This window comes from Alistipes sp. Marseille-P2263 (assembly GCF_018101075.1).
Taxonomy (GTDB): domain Bacteria; phylum Bacteroidota; class Bacteroidia; order Bacteroidales; family Rikenellaceae; genus Alistipes; species Alistipes dispar.
Genome location: NZ_JAGQEJ010000001.1, coordinates 106,981 through 120,752, shown reverse-complemented (window position 1 = coordinate 120,752; position 13,772 = coordinate 106,981). Strand labels below are relative to the sequence as shown.

Annotated in this window: 10 protein-coding genes; 3 read left to right on the top strand and 7 right to left on the bottom strand. The window is 64.1% G+C overall.

Annotated elements, in window-relative coordinates; translation table 11 throughout:
• Positions 1 to 55: 55 nt before the first annotated feature.
• From feoB to KB554_RS00485, 4 genes are read right to left on the bottom strand one after another with little or no spacing between them, the layout of a single operon-like run.
• Positions 56 to 2,620 carry a ferrous iron transport protein B gene (gene feoB, locus KB554_RS00500; protein ID WP_211034607.1) on the bottom strand — a complete coding sequence of 855 codons (2,565 nt, stop codon included), beginning with the start codon at positions 2,618 to 2,620 and terminating at the stop codon, positions 56 to 58.
• A gap of 60 nt (positions 2,621 to 2,680) precedes the next feature.
• A complete protein-coding gene (locus KB554_RS00495) occupies positions 2,681 to 4,180 on the bottom strand; it encodes an efflux transporter outer membrane subunit (protein WP_211034606.1) in 1,500 nt (499 codons plus the stop codon).
• Entirely contained in the window at positions 4,177 to 7,314 is a 3,138-nt protein-coding gene (locus KB554_RS00490; protein ID WP_211034605.1) for an efflux RND transporter permease subunit, read from the bottom strand. Before KB554_RS00490 ends, KB554_RS00495 begins: the two co-directional genes overlap by 4 nt.
• Before the next feature lie 4 nt (positions 7,315 to 7,318).
• A complete protein-coding gene (locus KB554_RS00485; protein WP_211034604.1) occupies positions 7,319 to 8,425 on the bottom strand; it encodes an efflux RND transporter periplasmic adaptor subunit in 1,107 nt (368 codons plus the stop codon).
• Positions 8,426 to 8,586: 161 nt separating this feature from the next.
• Between KB554_RS00485 and KB554_RS00480 the strand changes: the two genes are divergently transcribed.
• A complete protein-coding gene (locus tag KB554_RS00480; protein WP_141429696.1) occupies positions 8,587 to 8,760 on the top strand; it encodes a histone H1 in 174 nt (57 codons plus the stop codon).
• Between the two features lie 91 nt (positions 8,761 to 8,851).
• The gene (locus KB554_RS00475) at positions 8,852 to 9,496 is read left to right on the top strand and encodes a nitroreductase family protein (protein WP_211034603.1); all 645 of its coding nucleotides are present in this window, start codon (positions 8,852 to 8,854) and stop codon (positions 9,494 to 9,496) included.
• Between the two features lie 70 nt (positions 9,497 to 9,566).
• Here the strand turns inward: KB554_RS00475 and KB554_RS00470 are convergent, their stop codons facing one another.
• From KB554_RS00470 to KB554_RS00460, 3 genes are read right to left on the bottom strand one after another with little or no spacing between them, the layout of a single operon-like run.
• The gene (locus KB554_RS00470; RefSeq protein ID WP_211034602.1) at positions 9,567 to 11,279 is read right to left on the bottom strand and encodes a lipid A phosphoethanolamine transferase; all 1,713 of its coding nucleotides are present in this window, start codon (positions 11,277 to 11,279) and stop codon (positions 9,567 to 9,569) included.
• 23 nt (positions 11,280 to 11,302) lie between these two features.
• Positions 11,303 to 12,565, bottom strand: coding sequence for a BamA/TamA family outer membrane protein (locus tag KB554_RS00465; protein ID WP_211034601.1), 1,263 nt, complete (start codon positions 12,563 to 12,565; stop codon positions 11,303 to 11,305).
• Between the two features lie 5 nt (positions 12,566 to 12,570).
• Entirely contained in the window at positions 12,571 to 13,089 is a 519-nt protein-coding gene (locus tag KB554_RS00460; RefSeq protein WP_141429700.1) for a hypothetical protein, read from the bottom strand.
• A 176-nt stretch (positions 13,090 to 13,265) separates the two neighbouring features.
• Here KB554_RS00460 and KB554_RS00455 point away from each other — a divergent pair, with 176 nt between their 5' ends.
• Entirely contained in the window at positions 13,266 to 13,745 is a 480-nt protein-coding gene (locus tag KB554_RS00455) for a low molecular weight protein-tyrosine-phosphatase (RefSeq protein WP_211034600.1), read from the top strand.
• Positions 13,746 to 13,772: the final 27 nt, after the last annotated feature.

The window sequence follows — 13,772 nt, the reverse complement described above, 5'->3', positions numbered from 1 at the left end:
GCTTCCGCGACGGCCGCGAGACAGACGGCCCACACCGCGTAATCCTGCCAGCCCGTCATGCGAAAAGCGAAGCTATGTGATAGACCGCCCAGGCCATGAGCCATGCCACGGCCGTGTCGTAGATCACCGATGCCGCGGCCCAGCGCCATCCGGCCTCAGAACCGATGGCCACCACCGTGGCGATGCAGGGGATGTAGAGCAGGATGAAGGTGAGGAACCCGAGTACCGCGGCTTCGGAGAAGTCGCCGCTGGCGAGCAGTTTCCGCCCGAGCGTCCGTTCCTCGTCGGCCTCCTCCTCCGGAACGTCGGCCACGCGGATCGCCGTCTCACCGTCCGCTCCGCCGATAATCGTTTTCTGGACAGCGGATTGTGACGCTTCACCGGAAGCTATGCGTCGGGTCGCGTCGGCCGTTCCTTCCGGACCGCCTCCGGCCGCTGCGGGCGTCTCCTCGGCATAGAGCACACCCAGCGTAGAGACGACGATCTCCTTGGCCGAGATGCCCGAGATCAGCGCCACGCCGGCCTTCCAGTTCAGTCCCAGCGGGGTGAAGACCGGCTCGCAGGCCTGCCCGATGCGTCCCAGATAGGAGTTCTCGTAATTCGTCACGGCCGCATCGTCCGTGCGTTCGCGCGGGTAGTAGCTCAGGAACCAGACGACGATCGAGGCGATGAGGATCATGCCGCCCATCTTGCGCAGGTATTGCGCGCACTTGTCCCACATGTGCAGCAGCGTGGTCTTCCATGTCGGCATCCGGTAGGGGGGCAGCTCCATGACGAACGGCGTTTCGTCCTCGGGGTAGAAGAACCGCCGCATGAGGCGCGCCGTCACCACCGCCACGAGGATTCCCAGCACGTAAAGCCCCGTCATCACCAGCCCGGCATGGGCCGAGAAGAAGGTTCCCGTGAGCAGGATATAGATCGGCAGGCGTGCGCTGCACGACATGAAGGGGAGGATCAGGATGGTGATGAGCCGGCTGCTGCGGCTTTCGATCGTGCGGCAGGCCATGATGGCGGGCACGTTGCAGCCGAACCCCATAATCATCGGAATGAACGACTTGCCGTGCAGGCCGATGCGGTGCATCACGCGGTCCATGATGAAGGCCGCGCGGGCCAGATAGCCCGAGTCCTCCAGAAACGAGATGAACAGGTAGAGGATCATGATCTGGGGCAGGAAGACGATCACCGCGCCCACGCCGCCGATCACGCCGTCCGAGAGCATGTCGCGCAGCGGTCCTTCGGGCAGCAGGGAGTTCACTCCGTCGCCGATCCATCCCACCAGCGCGTCGAGCCAGTCCTGCGGATAGGCTCCGAGACTGAACGTGCACCAGAACATGAGCCACATGAGCGCGAAGAAGATCGGAAATCCCCAGAGCTTGTGCGTCACGAAGGCGTCGATGAGCGCCGTGGCCTTCGCCTGTTCGCGCTGCCCGGGTATGTAGGTCTCGCGCAGCGCACCCTGGATGAAGCCGTATTTCTGGTCGGCGAACGCCGTTTCGATATCCTCGCCCAACGCCTCGGCGATGCGGCGCGTCTCGCGGTCGCGGATTTCGATCCATTCGCCGTAGCGGGCGCAGCCGTGCAGCATCTCCTCCGCCTGCCGGTCGCCCTCGAGCAGTTTCATGGCGTAGTAGCGGGGCGGGAAGGCCTTGGGCAGCTCCTCGCGGTGGTCGCTCATGTCGCCGTTGAGCCGCCGCAGTCCCTCCTCGATCACCGGGCCCATGTTGATGTGGATGTGGCGCACGCGGTCGTCGCGGTTCTCGAAAACGTCGATCACCGTGTCGAGCAGCGCCTCGATGCCGCGGTTGTTGCGCGCCTCGACCGGAACCATCGGCACGCCCAGCATGCGGCCCAGGCTGTCGTAGTCGAGCTTCGCTCCGCTCCGCTCCAGCTCGTCGTACATGTTGAGCGCCACGACCATCCGCGGATTGATGTCGATCAGTTCGGTGGTCAGGTAGAGGTTGCGTTCCAGATTCGACGCCACGACCGTGTTGATCACCACGTCGGGCGTCTTCTCGGCGATATGGCTGCGGACATACCGTTCCTCGGGCGTGTAGGCCGTCAGGGCATAGGTTCCGGGCAGGTCCGTCACCTCGAAACGGTAACCGCGGTAGTTGCGGTAGCCGATCTTGGCGCCGACGGTCACGCCGCCGTAGTTGCCCACGTGCTCGTGGCCGCCCGAGACGGCGTTGAACAGCGACGTCTTGCCGCTGTTGGGATTGCCCACCAGCGCCACGGAGATCGTGCGGCTGCTGCGCGCCACCACCTCGTCCACCGTCGCGCACGGCTTTCCGCCGCGGCCCGAGCAATCGCAGGGCGTCGTACCCTCTCCGCATTTCCGGACGCAACCGGAGGCTTCGCCGCGGCCGCGCTGCGCAGCCAGATACTCGCCGGCCTCGGCGTCGGAGAGCACGACGACCATGTCGGCTTCGCTGCGCCGCAGCGAAATGTCGTACCCCATGATTTTGTATTCGATCGGGTCCTTCAGGGGCGCGTTCAGGATCACCTCGACGCGCTGGCCGCGGACGAACCCCATCTCCATGATGCGACGGCGGAATCCTCCGTGTCCCGTCACTTTGACGATCGTCGCCGATTCGCCGGTTTTCAGTTCGGATAGACGCATGTTGCCAGAAATGATTTCGGCCGCAAATATACGATTTTGCGGCAACACGCGCAATCCCCATTAGTAGGTATCCGCCGGCTCCTGGCCGGACGTCCCCGGAGCGGGGCCCTTTCCGGCGCCGGCCTTCGTGGCGGCCCTTTCGGGCTTCCGTCCCGGCGGCGCGCCGCCGGAGACCTTCTCCGGCGGTCCGGACGGTCGCTTCCATCCGCCGCCCAGCGCCTTGCAGAGCGCGACGTAATTGATGTACTGCTGCGCCACGAGGCTCGCCAGTTGCATCTGCGACTGGTAGAGACTGCGCTCGGCGTCGATCACGTCCAGGTAGTCGGAAAGTCCGCTGCGGTAGAGCGCGCGGGTCATCGTGGCGATACGTCCGTTGGATTCGACCAGTTCGCGGCTGCGTTCGGTCTGCTCGCGGCAGGTCGTGATCGCCGTCAGGGCCTTTTCGACGTCGGCGAAGGCCGTCAGCACGGTCTGCTCGTAGTTCCTCGCCGCTTCGTCGTAGGCCGCCACGGCCGCCTGTTCGGCGCGCCGGAGTTTTCCGAAGGCGACGAGCGGTTCGACGAGCGCCCCGGCGGCATTCCAGACCCACGGGTCGCCGGAGGTCAGCCCTTTGATCGAACCCGACGCCGCACCTCCGCCGGCCGTCAGCGAGATCGACGGAAACCGCGCGCTCCGGGCCTGTCCGGCCTGTGCCGCGGCTTTCGCCACGCCGTAGTGCGCTTCCCGGATGTCGGGTCGTCTGCGCAGCAGCTCCGAGGGCAGTCCCACGGGAATCTCCGCGGGGTAGGTGTCGGTGCGCAGGGGCAGCCCTTCGCCCCGAAGCGTGTCCTGCGCCGGGAGCTCTCCGAGCAGCGTGCCGAGCGAGAGGGCCGTCTGCACGACGGCCCGCCGGTATTGCGGGATGTCCGCTTCGGCCGTGCGGACCAGACTGCGGGCCTGCTCGAGTGCCACGCCGTCCGACATGCCGTAGCGGAACATGGAGTCGATCAGTGCTGCCGACTCGCGCCGCAGTTGGAGGGTGCGCCGGGCAATCGAGAGGTTGCGCTCGTATTCGAGCAGCGTGAAGTAGGTCGTCGCCACTTCGGCCGCCAGCGAGAGCCGCATTCCTTCGAGCGCCCACGCCGAGGCGGCGATTTCGGCCTTGGCGGCTTCTTTGGCGCGCCGCAGCGCTCCGAACAGCGAAACCTCCCACGAGAGGGTCGGCTCGACGGCGTAGGACTGCACGATTCCCGTGGCTTCGGCGTATTTGCCTCCGGCCTGCACACCGAACCCGATCTGCGGCAGGTATTGCGCCCGCACGACCCCGAGATTGGCCCGGGCCTGTTCGACGCGCGCGGCGGCCGCCGCCAGATCGCGGTTGCGTTCCAGCGCGCGGGCGACGAGGGTGTCGAGCGTCGGATCGCCGAACATTTCCCACCAGCGGCTGCCGATGCCCGTCGTGTCCTGCGAGAAGCCTTCGGAGTAAACGTAACGGTCCGGGACGGCGGTTTCGGGCGGATAGAGCCGCGGCGAGCAGGCGCCCGCAAGCAGGGCCGCGGCCATTGCGATTTTCAGTTTCATGCCTGTTCCTCCTGTTTAGATCGAGTGCGGCGGCGTTCGAAGCCTCCGATGTGTCCCACGAGGTAGTAGAGCGCGGGATAGATGAAGATGCCCAGCAGCGTGGCGAAAAGCATCCCGCCCACGAGCGCGACGCCCATGATGTTGCGCGCGGTGGAGTAAACGCCGCTGGCGAAGACCAGCGGCAGGACGCCCAGAATGAACGAGAAGGCGGTCATGATGATCGGCCGCAGACGGATGCGGGCCGCTTCGACGGCGGCTTCCAACAGCGACAGCCCCTTCTCGCGGAAGAGCCGGTCGGCGTACTCGACGACCAGAATCGCGTTCTTGGCCGCCAGTCCGATGAGCATGACCAGCGAAATCTGCATGTAGATGTCGTTGATGAAGAGCGGGTCGAGCAGGTGCGCCCCTCCGATGAAGCACACCGCGCCCAGCACGGCGGCCGGCACGCTCATCAGGATCGCCAGCGGCAGCCCCCACGATTCGTAGAGCGCCGCCAGGGCGAGAAAAACGAAGACCACCGCCAGCAGATAGACCGTTCCGCCCCGTTTCGAGGCGTTGGCTTCCTGGTACGAGACGCCGCTCCACGCCGTGCCGATGTCGTCGGGCAGCACGGTCTCCGCGGTCCGTTCGATCTGCTGCATGACTGCGCCCGTGGAGGCGCCGGCAGCGGGCGAGACGGTGAGCGAGACCGATCGGTAGAGGTTGAACTGCGAGACGTAGGCCGTGCCCACCGTGTCGATCACCTCGGCGAGAGAGGCCACGGGAACGCTTTCGCCCGAAGCCGAAGCGACGTAGTAGTTGTTCAGCGAACGTTCGTCGCGCCGGTAGTCGGGCGCGGCCTGCATGTAGGTCTGGTAGAGCTTTCCGAAGCGCGTGAAGTTGTTGATGTACGTGCCGCCGAGCAGCGTGGTCAGCTCGCCGTAGAGCGTGCCGAGGTCCACCTCCGCGGCCAGCGCCTGTTCCCGGTCGATGCGCAGCCGCCGTTGGGGCACGTCCGCGTCGAAGGGGGTGGTCGCCGAGGCGACGGAAGGCAGGGCGCGCAGCGAATCCAACAACCGTTCGGCGTGCTCGAGCAGGTAGGCCGTGCCGCGCCCTTCGAGGTCCTGCACCTCGAGCGAGATGCCCGACGTGACGCCCAGTCCCGGGATGGCCGGCGGGATGAAGGCGTAGCACTCGGCGCCCGGGACGGCGACGTAGAGCGTTCCGGTGAGCTGCTGCGCGATTCGGGCGGCCGAGAGTTTGCGGTCGGCGTAGTCCGCGAGCTTGACGAAGATGATGCCGCTCGAGGTCGAGGCGATGCCTGCGAGCATGTCGAATCCCGCGGCGAACGAGGTCGAGGAGACTTCGGGAAGCCTGCGGATCAGCTCATCGGCTTCGGCCATCGCTTCGCGCGTTATTTGCAGCGACGAGGCTTCGGGCGTGGAGACCGTCACCATCAGGTATCCCTGGTCCTCTTCGGGCAGGAATCCCGCCGGGAGTTTGCGCCATACGAGGAAGACGATTGCGAGCATCGCGGCGACGAACAGCCCGGTGCGGGCGACATGCCGCGCGAGCGTGGGGGCGAAGGCGGTGTAGCGCGCTGTCCGCCGGTCGAACCAGCGGTTGAAGGCGGCGAAAAATCCGTGCCGGGGCGGCTCCCGGTGTCGCAGCAGCAGGGCGCAGAGCGCCGGGGAGAGCGTCAGGGCGTTGAACGAGGAGATGACCACCGATACGGCGATCGTCACCGAAAACTGCTGGAACAGCCGCCCCGTGATGCCGCCCGAGAAGGAGACGGGAATGAAGACGGCCAGCAGCACGACGGTCGTGGCTATGATCGGCGAAGCGACGTTGCGCATCGCTTCGGCCGTCGCTTCGCGGGGTTTCATGCCGGCGGCGATATTCACCTGCACGGCCTCGACCACGACGATCGCGTCGTCCACCACCAGTCCGATGGCGAGCACCAGTCCCAGCAGCGAGATGATGTTGATCGTGAATCCCAGCAGCGGGAAGAGCGCGAAGGCTCCGATGAGCGATACGGGAATGGCCACCAGCGGGATGATCGTGGCACGCCAGTCCTGGATGAAGAGGTAGATGATGGCGATGACGAGCACGAGGGCGATGACGAGCGTGCGGAAGATGTCCCGCACGCCGGCGTCGATGCTCTCCGTGCTGTCCACGATCGTCGTGGCTTCGATGCCGTCGGGGAAACGCTGCGCGAGCCGCGTCATGGCGGCCTTGACCTCGTTGCCCACGGCCACGGCGTTGCTGCCCGGCTGCTGGTAGATGACGATGAGCGCCGTGGGGCTGCCCTCGAACCGCGAGCTGACGCCGTAGCTCCGGCTGCCGAGCGATACTTCGGCCAAGTCGCGCAGCCGGATCTGCTGTCCCGAGGAGGTGGTCCGCACGAGTATCCTGCCGAACTCCTCGGCCGTGGAGATCTGCGGCGGCAGCGTCACCGTGTAGGTGTAGGTCGTTCCTTCGGGGGCCGGTTCGGCTCCGAACTGCCCGGCAGGGTAGATGCCTGCCTGCCGTTCGACGGCCTCGGTCACCTCTTCGACCGAGATGCCGTAGTATTTCAGCACGTCGGGCCGCAGCCAGATGCGCATGGCGTATTCGCCCGCACCCATGATATTGACCTTGCCCACGCCGTCGAGCTTGAGCAGTTCGTTCTGCAGGTTGATGTAGGCGTAGTTGGCGAGGTATTCGTCGTCGTAACGGCCGTCGCTGTGCAGCGAGTAAACCATCAGGAAGCCGGTCATGGTCTTGCGTGTGGTGACACCCTGTCTGGTTACCGCCGCGGGCAACTCGGCCGTGGCCGTAGCGACGTTGTTCTGGGTGAGGATGGCGTCCATGTCGGGATCGGAGCCGATCTCGAAAGTCACTTGCAGCGACATGGAGCCGTCGTTGGCCGATGTGGCCTGCATGTAGAGCATGTCGTTCACGCCCATGACGGCTTGCGCCACGGGGGTAGCCACGGCGTCGTTCACCGTTTCGGCGTCGGCGCCGTCGTAGGTCGCCGTGACCTCGACCACCGGGGGCGTGATGTCGGGGTACTGCTCGACAGGCAGTCCGCGGAGCGAGATGAATCCCGCGATGACGATGACGATTGCCAGCGACAGGGCGAAGATCGGCCGCGTGATGAAGAATCTTTCCATGGCGCTATCGGATTTCGGGGATGACTTTCGCACCGTCGCGCATCTTCTGCACGCCGTTCGCGACGACGGCCTCGCCTGCCTGCAATCCCCGGTCGATGCACCACATGTCGCCGTATGTCCCGCCCGGTTCGATGCGGCGGTAGCGCACCGTGCTGTCCGGCCCCACGACCCACACGGAGGCCTGCCCTTGCGACTGGATCACGCAGCGCTGCGGGACGACGACGTGCGGCCGCACGGGGCCGACATTGGCCGCGACGCGGGCGAACTGCCCCGGCTTGAGCGTTCCGTCGGGATTGGGAAACGCCACGACGAGGACCAGCGTGCCCGTGGCGTTCGGAATGTCCTTGCGCGTGTAGCTGTAAAAACCTTCGCCGGGATACTGCGTGCCGTCGGCCAGTGTCAGACGGATGTCCGAGAGCAGCCCCTCGTTGTCGTAGAGCGACGTGCGGCCGCCGGCCAGCCGCAGGTATTGCGACATGGGGATCGCCACGTCCACGGTCATCGTATCGGTGTTCGATACGGTGGTCAGCACGGTGAACTGCGTGCCGGGGCCCACGTAGTCGCCCACATGCGCCGAGGTGTTGGAGATGGTTCCGTCGATGGGCGAGCGCAGCTCGGTGTAGCTCACGTTCATACGGGCGTTGCGCAGCGCCTGTTCGGCCGACTGCACGGCGGCTTCGGCGGCCCGGAACTGGGCCGTGTACTGGTCGAACTGCGACTGGCTGATGGCGTTGATGCGGGCCAGCGGCACGGCGCGGTCGTAATTGTTGCGCGCTTCGAGCGCCCGGGCCCGGGCGGACTCCAGCTCCGCGCGGGCCGCGAGCATCGAGGTCGAGAGTTGCGAGGGGTCGATCGTGAAGAGCAGTTGCCCGCGGCGGACGGGCATCCCGTTGGCGAAGTGGCGCGAGGCGAGGAACCCGTTCACGCGGGGCTGGATCACGGCGTCGAAGTTGCTCGACAGGTAACCGATGAAGCTCATGCGGTTGGGGATCGGCTCCTCCTGGGCGCGGACGGCCTCGACCCTCAGTGGCGGAACCTGCCGCGGGGCGGGTTTCCCGCACCCGCCGGACAATGCGGCCAGGAGGCAGGCCGGAAGAAAAAATCGGTGCATAATGGCATGTTTTTACGCTCCGAAGGAATCAAAAAATATACCGACGGCCTCCGAATCGGGATTTTTCCGGAAAAAAAGCGGTTTTTCGGGCCTCCGGACGATGGCTTTTAGATAATTTTTATATCTTTGTTCCGATAACAAACCCAAAATTTTTTACAGTCATGAAAGAATTAGTAGAAAAGATCAACGCCGAGTTCGAAGTGTTCGCAGCCAACGCCGCTGCGCAGGTGGAGAAGGGCAACAAGGCTGCCGGCACGCGCGCCCGCAAGTCGGCTCTCGAGCTGTCGAAGCTGATGAAAGAGTTCCGCAAGGTTTCCGTGGAGGCTTCGAAATAAGCGTTTCACAAGCGAAACGACGAAGGCCGTCCATTTCGGGCGGCCTTCGTTGTCTTCCATCCCTTCGTGTCTTTGTAAAAAACTTACGATGATGAAACACCTTTTGTTCGGGATCCTCTGCGGTCTCGCTCTCTGCGGCTGTCGTTCGCAGACCTCTTTCGGAGATCGTGCGGCGGATGCCGCGACTCTTGCCGCGGGCAATCCTGTCGAAGAGACGATCCGCGCCCGCCGCAGCATCCGTCGTTACGAATCGCAACCCGTCGGCCGGGATACGCTGCTGCGGATTCTCGACTGCGGCCTGCAAGCTCCCAACGGGCAGGGACGCGAGTCGTGGGAGGTGCGTGTGGTGACCGACAGCGCGTTGCTGGCCGCGCTGGACCGCCAGTACGGATGTTACGTGCGGCAGGTCTCCCGGAATCCGAAAGCGCAGCATCCGGCCGCTTACGGCGCTCCGGCCCTGGTCTTCATCGCCTGCGACACGACTTACGACCTCTCGCAGGTGGATTGCGGACTGCTGGGCGGTAACATGATCCTCGCGGCTCAGTCCGTGGGAGTGGGGTCGTGCTGTCTCGGCGGGCTGTGCCGCTTCCTGAACGCTCCGGAAGGAGCGGAGTTGCTGCGCCGCCTGCAATTGCCCGATACGCACCGGCTGTTGTACGCCATCGCCTTCGGCTATCCGGCCGAGGCCCCCGAGGCGAAGCCCCGGAACCGGGAGAAAGTCCGGTTCGTCGAATGATCAGCTTTATAATATAGGTAGATGCCTCTGCTCTGCCGTTTTCTGTTTCGGTTTTCCGGTCTTCGCACGGTCAGGGTTCGATGCCGTAGCGGCGGAATACTTCCATGTCCTCGGGGCCGAGTCCCGTTTTGCGGAAGGGGACGGCTTCGTTGTGGTCGTTCAGGTAACGGCGCGGCGCCGTGCGGTCGTAACCGGAATTGACGAGCGACGTCTCTTTTGAAATGAAACGTCCTTCGAGCGAGGCCATATCGGCCATCGTATGAAACAGCGCATGCGTCGTGGCCGGGGCCGTTTCGTTCGCCTCGGCGGCCGCGACCTTCTCGGGGAAGTTGCGGCGGTAGGCGTCGGAGAACCACGCCAGCGAAGCTACGTAGAGCTGATAGGCCGTCGTGGTGGGCGAGGCGTGCAGGAACCGTTCGCGGTCGTCGTCGATGAGGTCTTCGCCGTGGTCGGCGCAGTAGAGCAGTGCGGTGGAGGTGTCCTCGAGCGTGCGGAGGTAGGCGATGGTCTCGGCGAGGAAATGGTCCGTGTAGCGGATCGAATTGTCGTAGGCATTGACGAGCGTCTGCCTGTGCTGCTTGGCGATCGCCACGTCGCCCTCGGGGCGGAAATGGGCGAACTCGCGCGGATAGCGCTGGTGGTAGCTGAAGTGCGATCCGTAGCAGTGAAGGACGATCAGTATTTTCTGCGAATCGCTGTTTCCCAGCACCTTGCGCACTTCGTCCAGCAGTTGCATGTCGTAACGCGGCGAACGGATGTAGATCAGGTGACGGGCGTCGTGGGCCAGATTGTCGATCATGGCTCCCTGCCGCGACTGATTGGAGATGAACCATGTGTCGAATCCGGCTTCGTTGAACAGCGCCGGAAGTCCCTTGCGACGGTACAGCTCCTCGTGTTCGTCGGTGTTCACCGAGGAGAGGATCAGCGGCACGCTTTTGTGCGTCGTATTGCTCTGTGTCAGCATGTTGCGGAATACCACGAGGTCCCGGACCTGCGACAGGCGGGGATTCGTCTCGCGGTCGTAGTCGTAGAGCTGCCAGTTCATCGCGCGCGATGCCTCGCCGATGACGTAGATATAGACTTCGCGCCCGGGGGCCTGCGCCGTCCGCCGGGGGGCATAGCTGAAACCCTCGGAACTCTTCTCGAAGTCGTGCGATTTACGGAATTCCGAGCCGCTCAGTCCGAGGTTGTAAAAGACGTTCAGCGGGAAGATTTCGTCGCGCAGCACGTGCCGGTCCTCGCTCGCGCGGTAGGCGGGCCAGAGGGCCAGCATTCCGACTGCGAAGATCGCCGCGCCGGTCAGTCCGACGTTCAGCCGCGTCGTGCGCGAAATGTAGCGTTTGAGGCCGATCTCCCGGGCCGCGAGCCACAGCAGCGGCAGGTACATGGCGCAGACGAGCACCACGGCGGGGTAGATGTTGCCCAGCAGCTCGCCCGCCTCGCCGGGATTGGTCGTCAGTACGTTGGTGAACATGTCCGTGGCGATGACTGAATTGCCGAACAGGTACAGCAACACGATCTGGAAGGCACAGAAGAAGATGAACGGAAAAGCCAGCCAGATCATCACGCCCGAGCGGCGCAGCGCCACGCTCCACATCATGTAGAATCCCAGCGGCATGAGGATCAGCGCCTCGACGGTCCACAGGGAATAGGGCTCCGTATTGGCCAGCACCAGATTGGGAACGATCAGCGTCACGAAGAAATAGACGGTCAGCAGCGTCGTGAAACGACTGCGTGTCTTGACCGCCCTCCGCCGGATTTTCTTGTCGGAATCAGCTTCCATATATTACGTTACTCTCTCGCTTGTCAAAAGGCTTCGTTGATACTCAGCAGGAACCCGCTCGTCTTCTTGCCGAACCCGTAGTCGAGCCGGACGTTCACGCGCTTCTTCAGCTCCCAGCGCAGTCCGACGCCGTAGTTGGGCAGCGTGTGCGACCAGTCGAACCGGTCGAGCGAAGGGAAGACGTTGCCCGCGCCGCCCCACACCGTACAGCCGATCCGTCGCCAGATGCGCTGTCGCAGCTCCACTTGCAGCGTAATCATGTCGTTGTCCGTATAGCGTCCCTGATAGTAGCCGCGCATGCGCTGGTTGCCGCCCAGCCGGGCGAGCATCGGCCACGGGGTCCCCTCGGAGTTGAAGACGGCATAGAGGTCGGCGGCCAGAATGCCGCCTTTCCACACGCGCCGGTAGGCGTCGGCCGTGAAGGTCGTGCGCCACAGCGACCGCTCGCAGTTACCCAGCCCCTTGGGGAAGAAACGCTCCTGAAAACTCACGTACACGCCCCGGTAGGGGTTGGGAATGAAGTCGCGCGAATCGTACTCGACGATCAGTCCGATGCCCGTCGCCGTGTAACTCCGCTTCTGGCCGTAGAGGTAGGCCTGATCGGAGAATTTCACGCCGCGCGTGTGTTCGAAGCTCGCGATGCCTCCCACGTAGGTCCGCGGCAACACCTCGTGCAGGTAGCTCGCCTCGACCAGGTAGTGTTTCTCGGAGTAGGTGCTCTCGGGGTTGTAGCGTCCGGCATCGTAGCCGATGCCCCAGAGACTGCGGGGCGCCGAGGAGAACATGACCGTGTAATTCACCCGCTGGCGGTTGTGCGCGAAGATCGTGTTGCCCGTAACGCCCAGTGCGTAGAAGCCCGATACGGAGACGTTGGCGAACACCGAGACGTCCGAAGGCACGGTCACCGAATCGGTCCGGTCGAGGCGGTACAGTCCCGCCGCGAGCAACCCGATGCCGAGACTCGTGTTTTTCGAGAAACTGGGACCTCCGGCGAAGGTGACGTCGATCTTCTTTTCGAACGTGCGGTCCACGTTCGATCCCTCGAAGTACCGGACGATCCGGCGCAGAAACCCTTTGCGTTCCCTTGCCGTCCGCTCTTTCTCCGGTTTACAGTCCTTCCCGGTACGCTCCTCGGCGTCTTCCCGAACTTCAGGGTCTTCCGGCGGGACGGTCGCCGCGACTTGTCGCAGCGAGTCGCTCTCCGCGATGCGGACACACACGGACGCCCGTCCCGCAAGGACGGTGCAGACCGATACGAAGGCAATGAGGGCGATTCCGCGCAGCATGCACTCTACCGGTACTGGTCGAGCACCTCGTAGAAGGCTTCCTTGTCGGCCTCCGTCAGCTCTCCCTTACGCAGAAAAACCAACTCGCCCTCCTTGGTGACGAACATCAGCACGAACTTGTTGTTACAGTCGCCCAGCCCCCAGGCCGTGCTCAGAATGCGGTCCTGGTCGGCCAGCACCGTCGCGCCGTTCTTGGCCGTGCGCTTGCGGGCCATGTTGCGGGCCATGCCGTTGGGGACCATCGGGGCGTCTTTGAGGTTCATCACCCCGAAACCGTAGATATTGTCGCTCTCGGCGCGGTGGTTCTGCTCCAGCTCGACGGTGAAATCCTCGTTCTGCTTGTGACGGTCCGGATCCACGTAGAATATCATAAGGTGTTTCTCTCCGAAATGGGGCAGGCGTGCCGGTTCGCCGTCGAGGTCGAGCACCTCGACGTTCTCCACCTTGCGGGGAAGTTCCTGTGCCCGGACCGTCGGGGCGGCGAGGGCTACGGCCGCCAGCATCATGATCGTCCGTATTTTCATAACATCCTGAACAATTGGTTTCAAACGAAAATAATCATTGCAAAGGTAGAAAAAAATCTCCGAACACGGGAAGCCCGGGCGTGTTTTTATTGTTCCGAACGTTTGCATTTCTGCACCGAAAGGCGCGGCAGCGGTTGAATTTGGCGTTCCGCCTGCTTTGCGTTATCTTTGCCGTCATGAAACCGAAAACAAGCGTGCTCTTCGTGTGCCTGGGCAATATCTGCCGCTCCCCGGCGGCCGATGGCATACTGCGTAGAATGGTGTCGGACAGCGGTTTGTCCGACCTTGTCGAAATCGACTCGGCAGGAACTTACGGCGGCCATGCGGGCGACCTGCCCGATCCTCGGATGCGCCGTGCGGCCTCGCTGCGCGGGTACGACCTCCGCCACCGGGCCCGGCAGGTCCGCGAGGAGGATTTCGACCGGTTTGACATGATCGTGGCCATGGACGACATGAACTACGAGGCGCTGCACCGGCTGGCGCCTTTGCGGGAGGCTGCGCAGCGGATTTTCCGCATGACGGAATTCTGCCGCCAACATCCCGGCCGCACCCATGTCCCCGATCCCTATTACGAAGGCCGGGAGGGGTTCGAATTGGTGCTCGATCTGCTGGAGGACGGTTGCCGGGGGCTGCTGGAACGCATTTCCGCCCGATAGGTCCCCGCCGGTTCTTCGGCGGTCGTC

What these genes read in the sequence shown, in the direction of transcription:
- feoB (WP_211034607.1), bottom strand. Translation starts at nt 2,620, where the DNA reads ATGCGTCTATCCGAACTGAAAACCGGCGAATCGGCGACGATCGTCAAA.
- KB554_RS00495 (WP_211034606.1), bottom strand. Translation starts at nt 4,180, where the DNA reads ATGAAACTGAAAATCGCAATGGCCGCGGCCCTGCTTGCGGGCGCCTGC.
- KB554_RS00490 (WP_211034605.1), bottom strand. Translation starts at nt 7,314, where the DNA reads ATGGAAAGATTCTTCATCACGCGGCCGATCTTCGCCCTGTCGCTGGCA.
- KB554_RS00485 (WP_211034604.1), bottom strand. Translation starts at nt 8,425, where the DNA reads ATGCACCGATTTTTTCTTCCGGCCTGCCTCCTGGCCGCATTGTCCGGC.
- KB554_RS00480 (WP_141429696.1), top strand. Translation starts at nt 8,587, where the DNA reads ATGAAAGAATTAGTAGAAAAGATCAACGCCGAGTTCGAAGTGTTCGCA.
- KB554_RS00475 (WP_211034603.1), top strand. Translation starts at nt 8,852, where the DNA reads ATGAAACACCTTTTGTTCGGGATCCTCTGCGGTCTCGCTCTCTGCGGC.
- KB554_RS00470 (WP_211034602.1), bottom strand. Translation starts at nt 11,279, where the DNA reads ATGGAAGCTGATTCCGACAAGAAAATCCGGCGGAGGGCGGTCAAGACA.
- KB554_RS00465 (WP_211034601.1), bottom strand. Translation starts at nt 12,565, where the DNA reads ATGCTGCGCGGAATCGCCCTCATTGCCTTCGTATCGGTCTGCACCGTC.
- KB554_RS00460 (WP_141429700.1), bottom strand. Translation starts at nt 13,089, where the DNA reads ATGAAAATACGGACGATCATGATGCTGGCGGCCGTAGCCCTCGCCGCC.
- KB554_RS00455 (WP_211034600.1), top strand. Translation starts at nt 13,266, where the DNA reads ATGAAACCGAAAACAAGCGTGCTCTTCGTGTGCCTGGGCAATATCTGC.